The following is a 20,003-nucleotide window of genomic DNA, read 5'->3' on the forward strand; positions in this document are numbered from 1 at the left end:
GCGTGGTGCGTCACGCGACAACAGGCGGCGCCGTGCCGACCGTAGCGTGACGGCAGTCCGCGCCGCACCGATGCGCGGACCAGCCGACCCGAATCGAGGAAGCACCCCATGCCGTACATCACCGTGGGCCAGGAGAACTCCACCGCAATCGACCTGTACTACGAGGACCACGGCGCCGGTCAGCCGGTCGTCCTCATCCACGGCTTCCCGCTCGACGGACACTCCTGGGAGCGGCAGAGCGCTGCCCTGCTCGATGCCGGCTACCGCGTGATCACCTACGACCGCCGCGGATTCGGGCAGTCCGGCCAGCCGACGGCCGGGTACGACTACGACACCTTCGCCGCCGACCTGAACACCGTGATGGAGACCCTCGACCTTCGCGACGCCGTCCTGGTCGGGTTCTCCATGGGCACCGGTGAGGTCGCCCGCTATGTGTCCGCGTACGGCTCCGGCCGGGTCGCCAAGGTCGCCTTCCTGGCCTCGCTTGAGCCCTTCCTGCTCAAGAACGACGACAACCCGGGCGGTGTCGCCCCCAAGGAGTTCTTCGACGGAGTCGTCGCCGCCGTCAAGGCCGACCGGTACGCCTACTACACGGCCTTCTTCAACGACTTCTACAACCTCGACGAGAACCTCGGCACCAGGATCAGCGCCGAAGCGGTGAGCAACAGCTGGAACGTCGCGGCAGGCGGCGGTTCCTTCGCAGCCGCGGCCGCGCCCTCCACCTGGTACACCGACTTCCGCGCCGACATCCCCGCCATCGACGTCCCGGCGCTCATCCTGCACGGCACGGCCGACCGGATCCTCCCGGCCGAGGGAACGGCGCGCCCGTTCCACCAGATGCTCCCGTCCGCCGACTACGTGGAGATCGAAGGCGCCCCGCACGGCCTCCTGTGGACCCATGCGGAGGAGGTCAACACGGCCCTCCTCGCCTTCCTGTCGAAGTGACGCCGCACCCGCCGCTTCCACGGCCCGCATCCGCAGGACCCAGGCAGATCCAGGAGGGCAGAGACCCCATGCAGTTCGGCATCTTCACCGTCGGGGACGTGACACCCGACCCCACCACCGGCCGCACGCCGTCGGAGCACGAGCGCATCAAGGCGATGATCGCCATCGCGCTCAAGGCCGAGGAGGTCGGCCTGGACGTCTTCGCGACCGGCGAGCATCACAACCCGCCGTTCGTACCGTCGTCCCCGACCACCATGCTCGGCTACATCGCCGCCCGCACCGAGAAGCTGATCCTGTCCACCGCCACGACGCTGATCACCACCAACGACCCGGTGAAGATCGCGGAGGACTACGCGACGCTCCAGCACCTGGCCGACGGCCGGGTCGACCTCATGCTGGGGCGTGGCAACACCGGGCCCGTGTACCCGTGGTTCGGGCAGGACATCCGCCAGGGCATCAACCTCGCCAAGGAAAACTACGCGCTGCTGCGGCGGCTGTGGCGCGAGGACATCGTGGACTGGGAGGGCACGTTCCGTACGCCCCTGCAGGCCTTCACCTCGACACCCCGGCCGCTGGACGGCGCCGCGCCATTCGTCTGGCACGGATCCATCAGGTCCCCGGAGATCGCGGAGCAGGCCGCGTTCTACGGCGACGGCTTCTTCCACAACAACATCTTCTGGCCGGCGGACCACACCAGGCGCATGGTCCAGCTGTACCGGCGCCGGTACGCTCACCACGGCCACGGCCGTCCGGAGGACGCCATCGTGGGTCTCGGCGGACAGGTCTTCATGCGGAAGAACTCCCAGGACGCCGTACGGGAGTTCCGCCCGTACTTCGACAACGCTCCCGTGTACGGCCACGGCCCGTCGCTGGAGGAATTCACCGAGCAGACCCCGCTGACCGTGGGCTCTCCCCAGCAGGTCATCGAGCGGACCCTGACTTTCCGGGAGAGCGTCGGTGACTACCAGCGCCAGCTCTTCCTGATGGATCACGCGGGCCTGCCCCTGAAGACCGTCCTGGAACAGCTCGACATCCTCGGCGAAGAGGTCGTGCCCGTGCTGCGCAAGGAGTTCGCGAACGGACGCCCGGCCGACGTGCCGAACGCACCGACGCACCCGGCACGGGGCGCCGCCACCGCGACGACGCGGGAAGTGAGCGCCGCATGAAGCTGATCGCCGTCTCCGCGGGGCTGAGCACCCCCTCCTCCACCCGCCTGCTCGCGGACCGACTCATCGAGTCCGCCCGCGGCGAACTCGCGGCCCAGGGGCATACCGTGCCGACCGAGGTCATCGAGTTGCGCGAACTGGCCCGCGACGTCGCCAACCACCTTGTAACCGGCTTCCCACCGTCCCGACTGGCCGCGGCGATCGACGCGGTGACGGAGGCCGATGGCCTGATCGTCGTGACTCCCGTGTTCACGGCTTCCTACAGCGGGCTGTTCAAGTCCTTCTTCGACCTGATCGACCCGGACGCTCTCACCGGGAAACCGGTCGTGATCGCGGCGACGGGTGGTACCGCCCGTCACTCCCTGGTCCTGGAGCACGCCCTGCGCCCGCTCTTCGCCTATCTGCGCGCCGCCGTCGTCCCCACGGCGGTGTACGCGGCGTCCGAGGACTGGGGATCAGGGGGAGACGAGTACACCGACGGTCTTCCCGCGCGCATCCGGCGGGCTGGCGGCGAGCTGGCCGCGCTCATGGCCGCCCGCCCGGCCCGTGCCGAGCCCGAGGACGACGTCACCGCGCTCGAACGGCAACTCGCCGACCTGCGCTTCGACTGAGGCCGGGGACACCCTCGGGGAGATCGGGCCGGTCCCATGCTTCATACTGATCCGCCGTTACCGCACCCGGAACCGAGTCCCATCCGGTGCGGCCCCGGGCGGCGGAATGAGAGTGACCCGATTGACAACATGGCCATTTCCCGAGCACCTCGGCGGCGTGGGCGCGGCGGTCCGCGGCAGGGAGACGGAGGTGGGGTTCATCGAGGAGCGGCTTGACTCGCTGGCCCGCCGCGAAGGCGGGATCGTCCGTGTCGAAGGCCCCGCGGGCAGTGGCAAGACCACGATCCTTGCGGAGGCTTCGGCATCCGCGAAGGGGCGTGGGATGCGGGTGTTCCACGGGGGAGCGGACCCCGACGACCAGTTCGTGCCGCTCGCCCCGCTGCTGGACGGGCTGATCTCCGGGGAGAAGCCGCTGCCGGACGCCGCCCGGCTCCGGGAGCTTGCCACGGTGCCCAGCCAGCGGTTCTGGCTGCTCCAGGAACTGATGGACCGCTTGCGGGAGGCGGCGCGGGGCGAGCCCCTGCTCATCATCCTCGACGACCTCCAGTGGTGTGATGACCTGACGCTCCTCACCCTTCACACCCTGGCGGCCCGACTCTCGCCGCACGCGATCCTGTGGCTGGTGGCCGTGCGCAGCGGAAGCGTCGTGCCGCCGGGCGTGCGTACGACACTGGACAGGATCCAGCAGGCGGGCGCGCACGAAGTAGCCTTGGGCCCGCTCGCGGACCAGGCGGTCGCGCAGATCGCGCAGGACGTCCTGGGTGCGGTTCCCGACCCGGACGTCCTCCGCGTCGCCCGCCGCGCCGACGGCGTTCCGCAGCTGCTGACCGAGCTGCTCGGCGGGCTGCGGGACGAGGGGGTGGTGACAGTCGACAACGGCACGGCCCGGCTGTCGGCCGGAATCCTCCCCGCCCGCGCATTCCCCATCCGCTCCTTGCCCTCCGTCGGGCGCCGCCTCGATCTGCTGTCCGACGCGGCTCGCGAACTCGTGGAAACGGCAGCCGTCGCGGGCCGCCCGGTCACCGTGGGCCTCCTTGCCGAACTGCTCGGCAGGTCGTCGGCGGCACTGATCACCGCAGTGCGGGAATCCCTCGATTCCGATCTGCTGACCGAAACGGGCGATCATCTGGAATTCCGCCACGAGCTGATCCGCGAGGCGTTGGAAGCCGGTCTTCCACTCTCCGTGCGCCGAACCCTGCGCCGTCAGGCCGAGGCGCTACTGGAGAGCGCGACACTCCAGGTCGACCCCCCTACGCCACCGGTCGGCGGCGCGGACGGTGATCGGGCGGCCGTCGACCGGTTGCGCACCGCTGCGGCGGAACTCGCGGCCACCGCTCCCGGATCAGCCGCGGACCTCAGCATCAGAGCGCTGGAACTCACCGCGGCGGACGCTCCAGAACGGCCGACGGTCATCGCCGAGACGATCCCGTTGCTCTGGCAGACGGGGCAGCGGGCCCGGGCCCGTCACCTGGGGACCTCGGCTCTGTCGGCCGGTGGCCTCAGGCCCGAGGACGAGGCACGGATACGTCTCGGCCTGGCGCGCCTGTCGTGCGAGCTGGACTTCTCCGAGGCGGTCCGGCAGGCCCGTGCCGGGGCGGCACTGCCCGGGATCCCGGCGGCCCTGCGTGCCCGACTGCTCGCGCTGCTCTGTCTCAGCCTGTCGATGTCGGGCGACAACGAGGCGGCCGAGCAGGCCGTGGCCGAGGCGCTGGAGACCGTCGAAGCGGCCGGGGACCGGGCCGCCGAGGCCACCTTCAGGGTGGTCGACTCGATCATCAGCTTCCACCGGATGGACTGGAACGAGGCGTTCCGTCAGGTGGACCGGGTTGCCGAGATGGGGATCGTGCCTTCCGGGTGGGTTCCGGAGGCCCTGTGGCAGGGTTTCCTGCTGAACGCGGCCGGCCGCTCCGCGGAGGCGCTGGCCGTCGCGCAGGCCGGCCTTTGGAACACCCGGAAAGTGGGCCATGCGGCCGCCACACGCATGTGGCTCATGATCCGTACCCGAGTCCTCCTCGACGCCGGACGGCTGACGGACGCCCGGGCCGAGGCGGAAGCCGCGTCCGCGATGGCGGACGAACTCGGCATGGGCAACCTCGCCGACCTCACGCTCTCGTACACGCTGATGCGCGTCGCACTCCACACCGGCGACCAGGAGGCCGTACGAGGGTACGCGGCCGATGCGCGGCGGATGCGAAGCGACAGTGCACCGCTCGTCCGCAACATGGGCTCCTGGATGCTGGCCCTGCTGGCGGACTGCGAAGGCCGGCCCGGCCACGCCATGGCCGCACTCGACGACGTGATGGCGGCGCTCGCCGAGGATCGGCCTTCCCTCGTCGGCCCGGTCGACCCCGCAGACGCCCCCGTCCTCGTCCGCATGGCGCTCCGGGCCGGCGCACGCGAGCGGGCCGCGCTCGCGGTCGCGGTGGCCGAGCGACGGGCCGCGCGCAACCCCGACGTCACGATCCTCGCCGCCACGGCCGCGCACGCCCGCGGGCTGCACGACAACGACTTCGGTCACCTCCTGCGCGCGGTCCGGTTGCACGAGGACTGCCCCCGGCCGATCGCCCGGGCGTCGGCGTTGGAGGACGCCGGCCGCAGGCTCGCCGCCACCCGTGTCTCCGAAGCGGTGCCGTACCTGGACAAGGCCCTCGCCCTTTACACGCAAGCAGGCGCCGAGCGGGACGTCGCACGCGTCCGTCGACGTCTGCGGGCCGCGGGCGTGCGCAGGCCGCCCTCGTCGGCCGGATACATCAAGGAATGGCCCGAGCTGACGGCGTCCGAGGTCCGTGTGGCACGGCTCGTGGCCCAAGGACTGACGAACCTTCAGGTGGCCGAGAGGCTCTCCCTCTCGCCGCACACGGTGAGTTCGCACCTGCGCCGCGCCTTCACCAAGCTCGACATCACCTCGCGAACGGAGTTGGCACGGCTGGTAGGGACTCGCGACAGCGGAGAGTAATTGCTTCGTATCCCCTGTCGATGTCGTGCCCCCGTGGACGATTCGTGCGATGTGCTGACGTCGTCGCTTCCTCAGAATGATCTAGAGCTGCGGAAAGGAGAAAAGATCCGCAGGTCACAGGTGGTCAAGAGAGGAACAGTGCATGACCGGAAGGCCTCAGCGGGCCCGTCCTGGCAGCCCCGGGCTTCAGGTGCTTGTCGACGAACTCGCCGAGAAGCTGGGCCGGTCCGTCGCGGTCGATGACCCGCTGGTTCGCGTGATCTGCACGAGCCGCCACTTCGGTGACGAGGACCCGGTGCGCATCGGCACACTACTGCAGGGCCGCGCCGACAACGCGACCGTCCGATACGTCCTGGCCCAGGGCGTGGCCCAGTGGCCGAAGCCCGGATTCATCGAGGGCCGGGACGATCTCGGACTGCTTCCCCGCTATGTCGTGCCGCTGCGAGAGCGCGGGTACCTCCTCGGGCTTCTGATGGTGGTCGCGCCGGAAAAGGCGCTCGCGGAGCAGGAGACCGAAGCCATTGCGCGGGCGGCCGAGGCCATGGCCGCACAGATGTACGCGGAACACCTCGCCGCCGACACCCAGAAGTCCGACGAGCGGACCCTGGTGTTGGAGCTGATCGACACCAACGTCGCCACGTCTACCGCCGCACGCCGGCGGGCGATGGAGTCCGGGCTGCTCGGGGATGCCGAGCACGTCCTGGTCACCGTCGTCCAGCTGTGCCGCGGCACGGAGCCCGTGCGGCAGGCCGAGGCAGCCCTGTGGGGGACGTTGGAAGGCTTCCGGCAGACACGATCGGCGCAGGGCTTCATCGCGATCGACCAGGAGCGGGCGATCCTGGTCCAGCTGAGCGACCGGGCTTCCGGTCCGGCCGAGGTCGCCGCCCAGTCCGCCCGCATCCTTGAGGAACTCACCACGTTCCTGGACCCCTCGGCGGCCCCCGTGATTGGCGCCGGCGGGCGGCACCTGGGCGTGCACGACGCGTGGAGGTCGTACGAGCAGTCGCTCGTGGCGGCTCGCGCTGCGCGCCGGCTGCCTTCCCTGAAGAGCATGGGCGACTGGGACCTGCTCGGGGAGTTCGCCGTGCTCCTCCAACTCCCGGAGCACGCCCTGAACGAGTCCCTCGTCCCGAAGCCGCTCCGCACCCTGAACGAGACCAACGGCGGCGACCGGCTGCGGGACACTCTGCGGTGCTTCCTCGAACACGCCGGCTCGATCCCCAAGACCGCGGACGCGCTGAGACTTCACCGCACGTCGCTCTACTACCGCCTGCGCCAGATCGAGAAGATCACCGGACTCGACCTGGACGACGGTACACACCGGCTCACTCTGCACCTGGGGCTCAAGATCGAGGAACTCCTCCCCACGGGCGACGACGGGGGCGCGTGATCCCCGCCCGGTCTCGTGGCCGGCACCGCTTCAACGAAATGCGAATGACCTCCCGCCCGGTTCCTACAGCACGCGGTGGCAACGGCGCCGCGCCGCATCCGACACTGTGGGGACGAGGCGGGCTCGACAGCCAGACCGCGGCCAGGAGAGATGCCATGAGAGAACTGATCACGACGGACGGGACACGGCTCGCGTACCGAGACGGTGGTGGAGAGGGCGTGCCCCTGGTCATGCTGCACGGCTGGGGCCAGACGCAGGAGATGTTCCGCCACCAGGTCGCGGATCTGTCCCCCGGCCGTCGCGTCGTCACCATCGACCTGCGCGGCCACGGGCTGTCCGACAAGCCGCATCACGGCTATCGCATCGCTCGCCTCTCGCGCGACGTGCTCGAACTCGTCGACCATCTCCGGCTGGAGCGGTTCGACGCGCTGGGCTGGTCCATGGGCGTCTCGGTGTGGTGGAGCTTCATCGACCAGTACGGCACCGGACGGATCCGGCGCTTCGTCGCCGTGGACCAGCCGGCAGCCGTCGCCGCCGTTCCTTGGATGACCAAGCGGGAGCAGCAGGACTCCGGCGCCATCTTCGACGTGTCGGCGCTTCTCGCTCTGGGCGCCGCACTCGCGGCGCCGGGCGGCGACAAAGTGCGTGCCGATTTCGTACGCGGCATGTTCTCCGGCGAGCCCGACCCGGAGATGCTCGCCTTCGTCGCCGAGCAGATCACCGCGACACCCGCCTACGCTGGCGTACCTCTGCTGTTCGACCACTGCGCTCAGGACTGGCGCGACGTGCTTCCCCGGGTCGATGTGCCAACCCTGGTGATCGGCTGTGAGGGAAGCCATGTGCACCCCGATTCGCAGCGCTTTATCGCCGAGCAGATTCCCGATGCGCGACTGCACGTCTTCCCCTTCGACGTGGCGAGCTCGCACTTCCCCTTCCTCGAAAACCCGGCCGCGTTCAACGCAGTGGTCGAGAAGTTCCTGGCCGAGGAACCATACGGTGTGGAGTTCCGGTGACCCGATCCCTTGTTCAGAGTCTTTCCGGAATGCCGGGCGAGGGGGACAGGAAGGAAATTCCTTTACCTCGGCATGCATGTCCGCGGGCCGGTCACGATTGTCCGCGATAGCGCCAAGGGCGTCTTGGAGCCGAACGACCTGGTCCTCTATGACCCGGCCCGGCGTCACCTGGTGAGGTCCGCGACGACAGCCGGATGACCTTCTTCCGGATACCCTTCTGCTATCTGGGAGTCACGGAGTCGGAACTGGACCAGGTGGTGGGTGTGCCCGTGCGCGGCGGAGAGGGGCCGGGCACGCTGGTGTCGGACTTCCTGTCCTCGCTCGCCGCCAAGGCGGAGTTCCGCCGGTCCACGATCGGGGACCGGCTCTCCCGGACGGCCGTTCACCTCCTCTCCGTACTGGTCATGGAACTCCTGGAGACGAGCACGGCGGACGAGGCGGCCGACGGGTCGCGTGGCGGAGATGCTGTCCCGGATCCAGGCCTTTATCGAAGAGCATCTGATGGACCCGGACCTCTCACCGGAGTCGATCGCACGTGCCCACCACATCTCCGTCCGGTATCTGCACAAGCTGCTTCCAGCACGACGGCATCACGGTGAGCCAATGGGTACGGCGACGCAGGCTCGAGTCCTGCAGGTCGAGTTGAGCCCGGTCAAACCGGAGATTCACCGTGGACGCGGTGGCACACCGTTGGGGCTTCAGCAGCCCCTCGCACTTCAGCCGCACCTTCAGGGGCGCGTACGGCATGTCCCCCAGCGAATGGCAATCGCCGGCGACCTCGTTCTTCGCCGCGACGGTCACCGGCGCCCGCGTTCCCCGTTCACCGTCGCCGGTCTCGCACACCGCTGCAGGAGTCCTCGGCCCGACTCCTGCCTGAGCCACCGTAGGAGCCCCCCGCACCGACTCTCCATGGCCCCGCATCGCCTGGGGGGAATGCGTGGGGTCAGTGCGCTGTCATGACAGCGGTGATGCGCCGGTGCGCAAGGGATGTCGTCCCCTCGGCTCTACCGTGGGCGCCTTCGGCATACTGCGCGACGCCCCACACGCGACCTGACACCGAGAAGAGAATCTCCCCATGACCACCCCCACCCCCACTGTCGTCCTCGTGCACGGCGCCTTCGCCGACGCGGCAGCATGGATAGGCGTCATCTCGGAACTGCGGAGCCGCGGCATCCCGGTGATCGCGCCGCCGAACCCACTGCGCGGCCTCGCCTCCGACGCCGCCTACGTCGCCTACGTCGTCTCCCAGATCGACAGCCCCGTCATACTCGTCGGTCACTCCTACGGCGGCGCGCTGATCACCGTGGCCGGCGCCGCGGAGAACGTCGTCGGGCTCGTGTACGTCGCCGCGTACATACCGCATGAGGGCGAGAGCCTCGGCGAGCTGCAGGGGCGTTTCCCCGATTCCCTGCTGGCGAGCAACTTGAAGAAGTGGACGTACCCCTACCTCGACGGCGACTCAGCCGTTGAGGTCACCATCGACGAGGCGGCCTTCCCCTCCGTCTTCGCCGCGGATGTGGCCGAGGACGTCACCAGGGTCCTGGCAGCTGCCCAACGCCCGCTCGCCGCTGTGGCCTTCACCGAGACGGCCTCTGTGGCCGCGTGGCGGACGAAGCCGTCCTGGGCCCTGGTGGCCGGGGCTGACCGCGCGATCAACCCCAATGTTCAGCGCTTCGGCGCTGAGCGCGCCGGGGCCGTCGTCGTCGAGCTCCCGGACGCCTCCCACGCCGTCGCCCTGTCCGAACCCAAGCAGGTTGCCGACCTGATCCGGGACGCGGTACGGGCGACGAGCCGACCGGGCCGGCCCTGATCTCCAAGGTGTGCGCACGAGGTCAAGATCGCGTGCTTGGGGAGGCTCGCCGCCATCCGGAGAACCCGTAGTTTCGAGTGTGGCGAAAGGAATTGGCATGAGACTCCCCGTTGAGAAGAGAATCAACGTGACAGTACAGTCGGTGGTGGGTGAATGGCATGAAGTGCCCCTGCTTATGCGACACTTTCCGGACGATCCGCTGGCGATTCGGATGGATTTCCACGTGACCGAGAACGAGCCGCCGGTCGCCACCTGGGTGTTCGGTCGGGATCTGCTTGCCACTGGGCTCATCCTTCCGTCGGGCGAGGGTGATGTGCGAGTCCGTCCGCATGGTGAGGACGAGACGGACGTCGAACTCATCTCGGGACGGGCCTGGTGTGTCGTCAGGATGGCATCGGCCGATGTGCGTGACTTCGTGGTCAGGACGCGGTCAGCCGAGGAGTACTGCGGCGAGGAGATCGACACCGCACTCGATCGGATGTTGACGGAGCTCCTTCCGGCGGGCGTCAAGAATGCGGATTCATAGTGGGTAGAGGCCCTCGTCCAGGAGGAACCCCCCCCGCCTCCCGCGCCATGGGCCGATGCTCGTGCTCCGGCCCCGCCGACGTAGAGGATTTCCGCAGAGCCGCCACGACGTGGGAGGGCCTGCACGGGGTTTTGGCCCAAGCGCGTGAGAAATGGTGAGATGTGATTGCGTGCAGGGCGTGCCACCCTATCCAGGGGCGGGGGCATATTGCCTGGTCAGGGTCTCATTGTCCGGCCTCGGCCCCGACTTCCGTTACGGAGCGCCGAGGCCGGCGAGCAGCGCCACCGTCTGCACCCACAGCTCCCGCTGCACGCGCTCGCTGCGGCCGGGTTCGGGGCACTGCAGCGCCTTGGCGTCGCGCACGGAGAAGTAGCCTCCGCTGGTGTCGGCGAAAGCCGGATCGGTGGCCAGGCGCACGATGATCCGGGCGCCCCTGCGGGGATCGCCCTTCGCGCCGCGACAGCCAGGTCGGCCTGGAGTCGCCCCACTGCTGCGGCAGTTGCTCGACACCATGCGCGACGTCCCCGCCATGGTGCTGCACCGCGGCACGGACGTCCTGGCTTGGAACCGGGCGGCTGCCGCGCTGCTGACGGACTTCGGCGTCCAGCCCTCGGCCGAGCGCGACCTGATCCGGCTGACCTTCCTCGACCCCATCCTTCATGCAGAAAGTGCCTTCCTCCGGCGACGACGGAACCCCTGGAAAGGTCCCTCGTCCCGGCGCGGGAAGGCATCTTTGCGTTTCTACCCGAATCTCAGCCGCACCCTGAGCGAAACAGGCCAAGACTTGCATCACGACTTCGTCAGTCGGGTCGACCGCGCACACAGGTCCGCGCGGTCGGCCGCGCCCGTCTTGTTCATCAGACTGGCGATGTGCTTCTCGACCGTGCGGGGGGAGATGAACAGCCGGTCGGCGATGTCCTTGTTGCTCAGCCGGTCGGCGAGGAGCCGGAACGCTTCGTACTCCCGCACGGTGACGCCGAGGGCCCGCAGTTGTTCGGGGATGCCGTCTGTGCCGCTGCGGTGCTGGTGCACGGGGGCACCCAGCCGTCGCAGGGCGGCCCGGCAGGCATTCGTGACGGCGGGCACCCCCTGCTCGTGGAAGTGGTGTTCGGCCCGTCTGAGCCAGGCGACCGGCTCACCCCAGCCGTCCTCGTGCGCCGCGTCCGCGACCAGCCGCAGGCCCAGGTGCAGGGCGGCCGGGTACGCGGCGGCATCGCGCAGCGCTGCACCGATGCGCTCGGCCGCCCGTTCGCCCTGCCCCTGCCGGCCGAGCAGGACGGCATCCGCGAGCGTGACGAACTGGCGGTTCCACCGCATTCGTCCGACCGCCGTGGCGGCTACCCTCTCTTGCCGGGCGCGGTCCGCGTCACCGGCCAGCACGTCCAGCAGCAGCCCCACCCCGTGCGTGCCGCTCAGGTGGTAAGTGGTGGGGTTGTGCCGCTCCAGCGCCGACACAGCCCCAAGCTCCGCCCGTGCCAGGTCCCGGTCCTCCTCCATCAGGGCGCAAAAGGCACGGGCCATGCCCAGCGTGAGCGGCTCCTCCTGCGAGCCCGCCCCCTCCCATTCGGCGAACGAGTCGAGAGCGGCCTCCATCGCCTGCCGGTCGCCCTGGTGCGCCTCCAGCGAGGCCAGTGACATCAGGAGGTACCGGACGGCCGGGGCGAGCCCGAGCCTGCGCACGATCGTCAGACCCTCGGTGGCGGTTTGCCGCGTCGCCTCGCGCGCGCCCCGCATCACCCCGTCCAGGACGAGGATGCCGTCCACGGTGTGCACGATGTTGATCGAGCCCAGCCGCAGAGCCTCCTCCCGGGCGGACAGCAGCCCGGCGGTGTCACCTTCCGCCAGCCAGTCGTTGCCGCCGATACGGGTCGCCGCGTACATCCGCCGCAGTGGGAGCTGGTGCCGTTCCGCCGTCGACAGGGCCTTTTCGAGCATGGCCCGGGACTCGGACGGGTCCCGCTCGCGGGCCACGGTCGCCAGCAGCTCCCACGCCTGGCAGGCGACCGAGGGCAGCGCGTAGCGCTCGGCGGCGTCGGCCGCCGAGCGGGCGAGCTTCTCCGCGTGCTGGATGCGGTCGGTGCCCGGGGTGTCCAGCGCGAGATAGGCGGCGGTGACGTCGACGGCCGCTGTCGCCGCACCGTCCGGGTTCGCCCCCAGCACCTCGCGGGCCCGGTCGATCTGCCGGTTCCCGTCGCTCCAGCGCCCCGCCGTGTGCGCCACCTTGGCCAACCGGGTGTGCAGGACTGCCAGACGTGACGCACCCAGCCCTGCGCTGTCCAGGGCGTGCAGATGCTCGACCAGGCCCAAGGCCCGGTCGAAGTCGCCGGACTCGGCCAGCGCGGGCAGCAGGTGCTCCAGCGCGCCCGCCCGCTCCTGCGGGTCGCCGGCCCGCGCCAGCAGGGTTTCGGCCTGGCTGAGCAAGGTCACCGCCGAACCGAGCGCTCCCGCCGTCAGGGCCCGCCGCCCCGCCTCCGTGAACAGCTTGCCGGCCGCCGCGTCCTCGCCCGCCTCGGACCGCAGCCCCGCCGCGAGCGCGCACCACTCGCCGGGTAACTGAGGGTGCAGCTTCTCCACCGCTTCCGCGCCCTGACGCGCCAGTTCCGCACGCTGGCTGGGCGTCAGCTGGGTGAACAGGGCCTCCACGGTGGGTGAATGGCGAAAGGAGTACCAGTCGGGAGCGGGCTCGTCCGGGACCACCAGGCGAGCGGCGACTCCGGCGTGCAGATGGCTGAGGAGTGCCCGGTCGTCGACTCCCGTCATCCGTTGGAGCACGGTCAGCGGGAACCGTCTGCCCAGTACGGCCGCCGCCGACAGCAGCGTCAGGCCCTCCGCGCCCAGCCGGTCGATGCGGCGCAGGATTCCCCGGGCCAGAGCGGAGGAGACATCGCCACGCGGGTCACCGACCGTTCGCCAGCCGTCCGGTCCCTGCACCAGGGTGCCCGCGCTGATCATCGACTGGAGCAGCTCCTCGACCAGGTAGGGGCTGCCTGCGCTGCCCTCCCACAACCGCTCCAGCACGGGTGTGGGCACCTCCTCCGGGGAGGTGCCCAACTGACCCGCCACCAGTTCGCGTACCTGGGGGCGGGTCAGTGGCGGCAGTTCCACGACCGAGGCCACGCCGCGTCGGCGGGCCGACTGTGCGAGATCCAGGGCGTCGCTGAAGTCCGTGCGGACGGTGGCGAGCAGCAGGACCGGGCTGTACTCCAGATTGTCCACGAGATATTCCAGGACACCCAGTGTCTCGGGGTCGGCGTCGTGCAGATCCTCCAGCACCAGGAGCCGGCCCCGGCCGTTGTCGGTGGCCATGAGCAGGCGCAGCACGGCCTCGCCCAGGATCACCATCGAACTGCTGTCGCCTGCGCCGGTGTTCCAGTCGGGGATCAGTCGTCCCAGCACCGGTCTGTACGGCCCCAGGGGCAGTTCGTCCAGCGGTTCACCGGTGCGGAACAGCGACATCAGCGCCTCGGTCAGTGGCCGGAAGGGCACCACTGGGCCGGTGGTGCTGCTGCGTCCCCGCAGGACGCCCATTCCGACCCCGAGCGCGCTGCCCACGGCCTCGGCCGCCAGCCGGGACTTGCCGGCTCCGGCTTCACCCACCAGGAAGACCACTCCACCGCGCCCTTGCTGGGCGTCGGACAACGCGCGCCCGAGCAGCCCCAGTTGGGCATCTCGGCCGATGAGGGAAGGTGCTTGGGAGCGCATGATCTCGAAGCATAAATCAGAAATTCTGGAATTGTATCGTGCCGTTCGGATTTCGATTCCCCCCGGCCCGCCGAGCCGGCCGGGGGCCGGTCCGGGGGCGGCTACTGGGGCGCGGACACCGAGGTGTCGATCGAGCTCAGCGTGATGACGATGCCGCTGGTGAGAACCATTCCGGCCAGAATACGGGCGCGCGCGCAAGCGCGGTTGCGGCCCGAGAGGGTGATGCCGCCGGCCACGTCCTGCTCCTCGGCGGCAGACGTGAGGGCATCGGTGTCGGCGGCGTCGGTCACGTGGGCGGCGGATACGGACGCGGCGCGGCTGAAGTGCTGGTTCATGGGGAGAGCTCCTTCGTGTGGAAGTGCGTGGATGAGAGGAAGGGGAGACTACGAGAGGGCGGAGAGGAGCGGAAAGAGAGCCGGGTCCGGCTGACCGGGGGCGCTCGCACTCAACAGACGGGCAGGGGGCTCGGGCAGGAGTGCTCCAGCAGGAGCACGGACGGGACACGGGCGGGGGAGCAGAGACGGAGCAGCCCGTAGCCGATGCCGGCGAGGCCCGTCAGCATTCCGGGAGAGGACACCTGATCGGGGGTGGCGCAGCGGTGCTGCTGCGCCTCGACGGTCGCGAGCACCCGGCCGGCGGTGCGGGTCAGAGCGTCGGACGCCGTGGCGTCGCCCCGGTCGGCCAGGACCGACAGGGCCTCCAGGGCGCCGAAGGCGCCGTGGCCCGCGCTGAGGTCGGGGCCGTCGCCGAGGGCGGCCAGCCGGGCGGCGAGGTCGCCGCGCTCCGGCAGATGCGCCGTGGCGGCGGCGATCCCGGGCAGGCCGGTGGTCCACGACGGGCTGTGCGCGGCGGCGTCAGGCGCGGCGTTGGCCGAGCGCAGCAGCCCGGCCGCCACCTCCGGGTGTCCCTTTCCGTCCGCCCGGTGGTCCGCGTGGTGCCACAGCGCCCAGCCGATGCCCGCGGCGCCCTCGGCGAACTCTGCGGTGCCACCGCCCTGCGCGGCCGCGGGGGCCAGGGCGTCCGCCACCGCGTCGGCCAGTTCCAGGGTCCGGCGGGAGCCCGTCGCGTCGTGGGCGGCGACCGCCGCCGCCAGGGCGCCGGCCGCACCGTCCGCGAACCCGGGGTCCACGCAGCCCGCCACGGCGTGTTCGAGTGCGGTGAGCGCGTCGGGCAGCGAGTCCGCCAGGTCGGCGTCGAGGAGGGTCGACAGCCGTACCAGGCCGTACAGGATGCCGCCGAGCCCGTTGTACGCTCCCGGTCCGACCGCGACGCACAGTTCGGGGTCGGTGGCCAGCATCTTCAGCAGGGCCGGCAGCGGCCGTACCGCCTCGTGGGCGAGCGCCGTGTAGCGGTCGGCGCCCGCGAGCAGTCCGGCCTGGGCCAGGAAGAGCGCGACTCCGGTGTATCCCTGGGCGAGTCCGGCGCCCATCGGGAGGACCGACCAGTGCCCGCCCGGCAGGCGTTCCAGGCCGATCCAGTTGGTCCGGCCGCCGGACCGCACGGCGCGGGCGGCGATCTCGTCGGCGATCCCGCAGGCCGCGGCGAGCAGCCGTGACGGCTCCGGCACCACCGCCGGCATGGGAGCCGGCACCAGCTCGGAGCGCGGCCGGACCAACGGGGAGCCAGCCGCGCGTGCGGCCAGCGCGGCCGAGACGATCCATTCCTGGTCCCGGCAGTCGACCTCGTCCATCCGGGCGATCTTGGCGCGGACCGCGCTCAGGCTCGCCACCGGCAGCAGGTCCGCCACCCAGGTCCCTCCGGCCGTCCGCACCCCCGAGCCGGACGGCAGGTGGACGAAGAGGGGGATGTCCCCGCGCCACAGGTCCTCGGTCTCGTGCTCCACCAGCCGGCCGCGTGCCGGGTCGTGCGCCGACTCGGTCCACAGCACCGCGAACGCGGCGTCCCGGGCGAGCGCGTCGCCGAGCAGCGCAGGGTGGGTGGATTCCTCCAGCAGGGTCGAGTACAGCCGGGTGGAGCGGACGATCAGCCGTGCGGGGCTGTCCGCGTGACGGGCCAACAGGGCGCCCGGCTCGGTGAGTTCCCCGCCGTGCGCACGGATCGCGGTGTACGTGGTGCGAAATCCGTCCAGCAGCGCGGCGCGGTGATCGGCGCCCTGGAGGCGGTGCCCGTCGGGCAGCGGCTGGTTCTGTGCGGCCGGACTGACCACTGGACCTCGTACGACTCGCATGGTGTCCAGTCCGCTGTCCTCCCAGCGCAGGCCCTCGCTCGGGTACGTGCCTTCCTCGGCTCGTCCCAGCGCGGAGATGTCCAGCGCGCCGTGCTCACCGATCAGCAGATAGGGCAGCAGGCACGTTCGGTACACGGAAGCCTGGAGGGCGTCGGCGGCCGGGTCGGCCTCGGTCGTGGTGGCCTGCGGCAGCCCGGTGTGCAGCAGGGTTTCGGCGTCCACCAGAACCGGCTGGCCACCGGCGGCGATGAGGTTTTCGTAGTGCACGTCCGCGCCGTCCACCGCGTACAGCAGAGCCAGCAGTGCGCCTTGGCGCCGGTAGAAGGCGTCCGCCTCGGTCACCGAGGCGCACAAGCGGTGCTCGATGAACTCCAGCCAGCCGTGCTCCTGCCGCCGAACAGTGCGCGGGGTGCACAGCTCAAGGCCGTCGACCCGGCCGGCGAGCCAGTGGGTCAGGTCGTCCAGCAGGGCGTGGTGCCCCAACGGACGCGGCTTGTACACCACCCGTGATCCGTCCGTGAACTCCAGCACCGCTACCGAGCGCCCCCCGCGGTGGGCGTCGCCACGGCCCAGTTCGATGCGGGTGAGCGGGCCGGGATCGCGTCCGTCGAGAAGGACGCTCACCAGTTCCTCGCGGTCCGTGTGCAGCCGCAGGCCCAGTTCGGCGACCGCGTCGGCCGCGTCCAGTGCAGTCCGGCCCAGCATCCGGGCCAGCACCGGATAGGCGGTGAACAGCGCCCGCAGGCCGTCCGCGCTGCTGCTGGCGGCGAGGAAGGAGGCGAAGCGATCACGAGGCGTGGCCCCGGGAAGCCGTCCGGCGCGCCGGGCGCCGTCCAGCTCGCGGACGAGTGTGCGGGCCGCTTGCCGGGACATCCGGTTCAGCAGCCATTGCTCGAACGAGGCGCGCAGAATCTTCCGTTCTGCTGAAGGAAGCAGCGCCAGCTGCTGGTCGAGGGCGTCCGAGGCCGGCACCACCAGAGGTGCCACGACCGGTGCGAACACCTCGGGCCCGGTGGCGTCGCCACCCGGCACCGGCCGGGCGGCGTCGTGAGCGCGATCCAGGGCCTCGGCACGATCCAGGGCCTCTTCGACGTAACCGGCCCAGCGTGGAGTGCCGGCGCGGTCCGCCAGATGTTCCGGCGCCTCGCCGACGAGGGCCCACACGGCAAGTTCGTCGAGACCCAGGTGGGCCAGCCGCGCCGCGAAGCCCACCGTGTCCCCGGCGGCCCACGGGGCACGGCCGGACGTGGCGGTCATGGGTGACGCCGCGGGACGGCCGGGGGCGCCGACGCGCTCGGCGAGGGAGAGCGCTGGGGCCCACCAGGCGAGCGGCAGGTGCGCGCTTCGGGGCATCGTGGGTGCGGCTGATTCGGTCACAGGAAGAACGTCGCAGATACCGCGCGGCCTTCGCATGGGGGTGTGTCCCCCATGTTCTCCGATGGCCCCCCGCCGGTGGGTGGGGGCCGAGCCGGCGAACCTGCGGGCATGTGGCCTGTGTTCCCGGTGCCGGAGGCCGAACCCGCAGGTCACGGCCCGTACCCCCGTGCCTGTGCTTCGTACGGCCCGCCGGAACGCCCGTCCCGGCGGTAGGGCCCCACCGCTGCGGGGCCGCCCGCGCGGAAGGAGTCAGTACCGGGTCGGCGGCAGCAGGCGCGGCTCCAGACGCTCCTCCCGCACCCCGTCACCCTCGCACGTCACCACGTATGCCCCTTTGCCCGCCGATTCCGTGACCGCCTCGACGAGCCGGGTGCCGTGATAGATGAGTCCCACTCCGTCGTCGGTGCAGTGCGCCGTCGGCAGGGTGCCGTCCGCGACCATCCGGTGGATCAGCGGACGGCGGCCCGGGTCGGAGTCGTAATGGACACCGTTGCCGTATGGCAGGAAGCCGAGCGCGTCCACCACCGGCCGCAGATCCGGTCCGTACGAGTCGGTCGCGCCGCCCTCGAACCAGCAGATCGACCCGGCGCTCACCCCGCTCAGCACGACTCCCGCCTGCCAGGCGCGCCGCAGCGCCCGGTCCAGGCCGTGCACTCGCCACACCGCCAGGAGATTCGCCACCGACCCGCCCATGACCCACACGACGTCGTGGTCGAGGAGCGTGCCTTCCACGTCGTCCACGTTCGGCATGGGGAACAGGTGCAGCGGCGTCAGGTCGAAACCCGCCACCCTGGCCGCCTCGTGCATGCGCGCGGTGACGTGCTCCGCGTCCCCCACCGCCGTGCCCAGGTACAGGATGCGCGGACGGCGGCCGTCCACCCCTGACAGGTCGACCGCGTGGTGGACCAGGGAGTCGAACAGCACCCGCGCACGGGGACCGGCGCGATGCCCTCCGGAGGTGGCCAGGACGGTCGGCTGCGAGGCAGGCATGCGCGCGATCGTAGCCCCTGCCGCGAACGGGTGAGCGCCGCAAGGTACCGGGGACCGCACGCCGCGGACGGGCGGGCCGCCTGCCCTTGCGCGGCGCCCCGCCCTTACCGGCCGCACGTTGTGGGGAGCATCCGCCACAACGTGGGTGGTCCGCCCGCATCCGCCGCCGCCCGGCCTCCCGTCTACTGATGCCTGGCCGACGGACTCCCGCAGCGGCATGGGACCGTTCCGCCCTGGACCGTGGAGCGTCGTCCGATTCGATTCGTGACCAACAGGTGCCGTACGGCCGAGACAACAGGAGTGAAGGACATGCGGACCTCTCTGGGTATCGACTCCCTCGCACGGAGCGTCTATCTCGCCATGGTCGACCTGCCCGGCGCCGGAGTCACCGAGCTGGCGGAGCAGCTGAAGGAGGCCGAGGACACGGTCAGAGAGCGGCTGGAGCGGTTGTCCGCCCTCCTGCTCGTGGTCCCCGGCGACACCGCCACCGGTTTGCGGCCGGTCGACCCGGGGGTGGGCCTGGCAGCGATGCTCGCCCGGCAGCAGGACGAACTCGCCCGCCATCGGCTCCAGGTGGAGGACAGCCGGCTGGAAGTGACCCGGTTGCTGTCCGAGCACGCCCGCGGCAGCCGGGACAGCATGCCGGGTGTCGAGTGGCTGGCCGGTGCGGACGCCGTGTGGCGGCGCGTCGCGGAACTCGCCGAAGGGTGCGAGCAGGAGTGGCTGACCGTCGGCCCCACCGAGCGGCTCGCCGTGCCCGTCGCCGAGTCCGCCCGGCCCATCGACGAGATACTGCGACGGCGCGGCACGGCGGCCCGTACCATCGTCCTGGAGAGCGTCCGCAACGATCCCGAGGCGATGGGCCGCGTGCGGGGGAAGGACGACAGCATCGGTTCGATCCGTACGCTGCCGTCGCTGCCCGCGTGGATGATCCTCTGCGACCGCACCCACGCCGTGGTTCCGGTCGTCAGCGCCCGGTCCATCGTCGGCGCCATGGTGTGCGGCGTCGAGTCGGTCACCGAGGCGTTCGCCGCCCTGTTCACCCGCCTCTGGCAGGAGGCGCTGCCGCTGGCCGAGGCGCGCCCGCGTACCCGAGGCGGTCTCTCCCTCCAGGAGCAGCACGTGCTGCGACTCTGGGCACAGGGCCTCACCGACGCCGCCGCCGCCCGCAGGATGGACGTCTCGCTGCGCACGGTCCGCCGGCTCTCCGAGAAGCTGACCGATCGCTTCGGTGCGCAGAGCCGCTTCCAGCTCGGCGCACTGGCCATCGCCCAGGGTGGTATCCAGGTCGAGGACATGGTCTGACGCGTCCTGTGCGTGACCGTACGC

General features: G+C 70.9%; 14 protein-coding genes and 1 pseudogene. 11 read left to right on the plus strand and 4 right to left on the minus strand.

What is annotated here, in order from left to right; genetic code table 11:
* Positions 1-108 precede the first annotated feature (108 nt).
* The 10 genes and pseudogenes from OHA19_RS34150 to OHA19_RS34195 all read left to right on the plus strand — a co-directional run.
* A complete protein-coding gene (locus OHA19_RS34150; RefSeq protein WP_405752719.1) occupies positions 109-945 on the plus strand; it encodes an alpha/beta fold hydrolase in 837 nt (278 codons plus the stop codon).
* Between the two features lie 68 nt (positions 946-1,013).
* On the plus strand, positions 1,014-2,111 hold the full coding sequence (locus OHA19_RS34155) for an LLM class flavin-dependent oxidoreductase (RefSeq protein ID WP_405752722.1): 1,098 nt from the start codon (positions 1,014-1,016) through the stop codon (positions 2,109-2,111).
* Positions 2,108-2,722, plus strand: coding sequence for an FMN reductase (locus tag OHA19_RS34160; RefSeq protein ID WP_405752724.1), 615 nt, complete (start codon positions 2,108-2,110; stop codon positions 2,720-2,722). Before OHA19_RS34155 ends, OHA19_RS34160 begins: the two co-directional genes overlap by 4 nt.
* A 106-nt stretch (positions 2,723-2,828) precedes the next feature.
* Positions 2,829-5,678, plus strand: a complete 2,850-nt coding sequence (locus OHA19_RS34165; protein ID WP_405752727.1) for an ATP-binding protein — start codon at positions 2,829-2,831, stop codon at positions 5,676-5,678.
* A 142-nt stretch (positions 5,679-5,820) separates the two neighbouring features.
* Entirely contained in the window at positions 5,821-7,068 is a 1,248-nt protein-coding gene (locus OHA19_RS34170) for a PucR family transcriptional regulator (RefSeq protein WP_405752729.1), read from the plus strand.
* Between the two features lie 155 nt (positions 7,069-7,223).
* Positions 7,224-8,081 (plus strand): alpha/beta fold hydrolase, encoded by an 858-nt coding sequence (locus OHA19_RS34175; RefSeq protein ID WP_405752732.1) that lies wholly within the window; start codon positions 7,224-7,226, stop codon positions 8,079-8,081.
* Between the two features lie 679 nt (positions 8,082-8,760).
* Positions 8,761-8,958, plus strand: coding sequence for an AraC family transcriptional regulator (locus tag OHA19_RS34180; protein ID WP_405752734.1), 198 nt, complete (start codon positions 8,761-8,763; stop codon positions 8,956-8,958).
* A 198-nt stretch (positions 8,959-9,156) separates the two neighbouring features.
* Positions 9,157-9,891: an alpha/beta fold hydrolase gene (locus OHA19_RS34185; protein WP_405752737.1), complete on the plus strand. Its 735-nt coding sequence runs from the start codon at positions 9,157-9,159 to the stop codon at positions 9,889-9,891.
* A gap of 97 nt (positions 9,892-9,988) precedes the next feature.
* Positions 9,989-10,417 (plus strand): SsgA family sporulation/cell division regulator, encoded by a 429-nt coding sequence (locus OHA19_RS34190; RefSeq protein WP_405752740.1) that lies wholly within the window; start codon positions 9,989-9,991, stop codon positions 10,415-10,417.
* A 529-nt stretch (positions 10,418-10,946) separates the two neighbouring features.
* Positions 10,947-11,018 (plus strand): annotated as a pseudogene (locus OHA19_RS34195) (hypothetical protein); the annotation flags it as partial.
* A gap of 188 nt (positions 11,019-11,206) precedes the next feature.
* Here the strand turns inward: OHA19_RS34195 and OHA19_RS34200 are convergent.
* The 4 genes from OHA19_RS34200 to OHA19_RS34215 all read right to left on the minus strand — a co-directional run bounded on the left by OHA19_RS34200 (position 11,207) and on the right by OHA19_RS34215 (position 18,674).
* On the minus strand, positions 11,207-14,119 hold the full coding sequence (locus tag OHA19_RS34200) for an AAA family ATPase (RefSeq protein WP_405752743.1): 2,913 nt from the start codon (positions 14,117-14,119) through the stop codon (positions 11,207-11,209).
* 101 nt (positions 14,120-14,220) lie between these two features.
* Complete coding sequence (locus tag OHA19_RS34205; protein ID WP_405752746.1) at positions 14,221-14,454, minus strand: hypothetical protein; 234 nt, start codon at positions 14,452-14,454, stop codon at positions 14,221-14,223.
* 110 nt (positions 14,455-14,564) lie between these two features.
* Positions 14,565-17,684, minus strand: coding sequence for a type 2 lanthipeptide synthetase LanM family protein (locus OHA19_RS34210; protein WP_405710270.1), 3,120 nt, complete (start codon positions 17,682-17,684; stop codon positions 14,565-14,567).
* Between the two features lie 249 nt (positions 17,685-17,933).
* A complete protein-coding gene (locus tag OHA19_RS34215; RefSeq protein WP_189280782.1) occupies positions 17,934-18,674 on the minus strand; it encodes a peptidase E in 741 nt (246 codons plus the stop codon).
* Between the two features lie 309 nt (positions 18,675-18,983).
* On the opposite strand from OHA19_RS34215, the gene OHA19_RS34220 reads away from it, so the two are divergent.
* Positions 18,984-19,979 carry a LuxR C-terminal-related transcriptional regulator gene (locus tag OHA19_RS34220; RefSeq protein ID WP_405710267.1) on the plus strand — a complete coding sequence of 332 codons (996 nt, stop codon included), beginning with the start codon at positions 18,984-18,986 and terminating at the stop codon, positions 19,977-19,979.
* Positions 19,980-20,003 lie beyond the last annotated feature (24 nt).

The sequence above is a fragment of the Streptomyces sp. NBC_00012 genome (genome assembly GCF_045040875.1).
GTDB lineage: Bacteria > Actinomycetota > Actinomycetes > Streptomycetales > Streptomycetaceae > Streptomyces.

Bases quoted from the DNA above. Each gene is read 5' to 3' on its own strand.
- OHA19_RS34150 (WP_405752719.1), top strand. From the start codon at position 109: ATGCCGTACATCACCGTGGGCCAGGAGAACTCCACCGCAATCGACCTG.
- OHA19_RS34155 (WP_405752722.1), top strand. From the start codon at position 1,014: ATGCAGTTCGGCATCTTCACCGTCGGGGACGTGACACCCGACCCCACC.
- OHA19_RS34160 (WP_405752724.1), top strand. From the start codon at position 2,108: ATGAAGCTGATCGCCGTCTCCGCGGGGCTGAGCACCCCCTCCTCCACC.
- OHA19_RS34165 (WP_405752727.1), top strand. From the start codon at position 2,829: ATGAGAGTGACCCGATTGACAACATGGCCATTTCCCGAGCACCTCGGC.
- OHA19_RS34170 (WP_405752729.1), top strand. From the start codon at position 5,821: ATGACCGGAAGGCCTCAGCGGGCCCGTCCTGGCAGCCCCGGGCTTCAG.
- OHA19_RS34175 (WP_405752732.1), top strand. From the start codon at position 7,224: ATGAGAGAACTGATCACGACGGACGGGACACGGCTCGCGTACCGAGAC.
- OHA19_RS34185 (WP_405752737.1), top strand. From the start codon at position 9,157: ATGACCACCCCCACCCCCACTGTCGTCCTCGTGCACGGCGCCTTCGCC.
- OHA19_RS34190 (WP_405752740.1), top strand. From the start codon at position 9,989: ATGAGACTCCCCGTTGAGAAGAGAATCAACGTGACAGTACAGTCGGTG.
- OHA19_RS34200 (WP_405752743.1), bottom strand. From the start codon at position 14,119: ATGCGCTCCCAAGCACCTTCCCTCATCGGCCGAGATGCCCAACTGGGG.
- OHA19_RS34205 (WP_405752746.1), bottom strand. From the start codon at position 14,454: ATGAACCAGCACTTCAGCCGCGCCGCGTCCGTATCCGCCGCCCACGTG.
- OHA19_RS34215 (WP_189280782.1), bottom strand. From the start codon at position 18,674: ATGCCTGCCTCGCAGCCGACCGTCCTGGCCACCTCCGGAGGGCATCGC.
- OHA19_RS34220 (WP_405710267.1), top strand. From the start codon at position 18,984: ATGCGGACCTCTCTGGGTATCGACTCCCTCGCACGGAGCGTCTATCTC.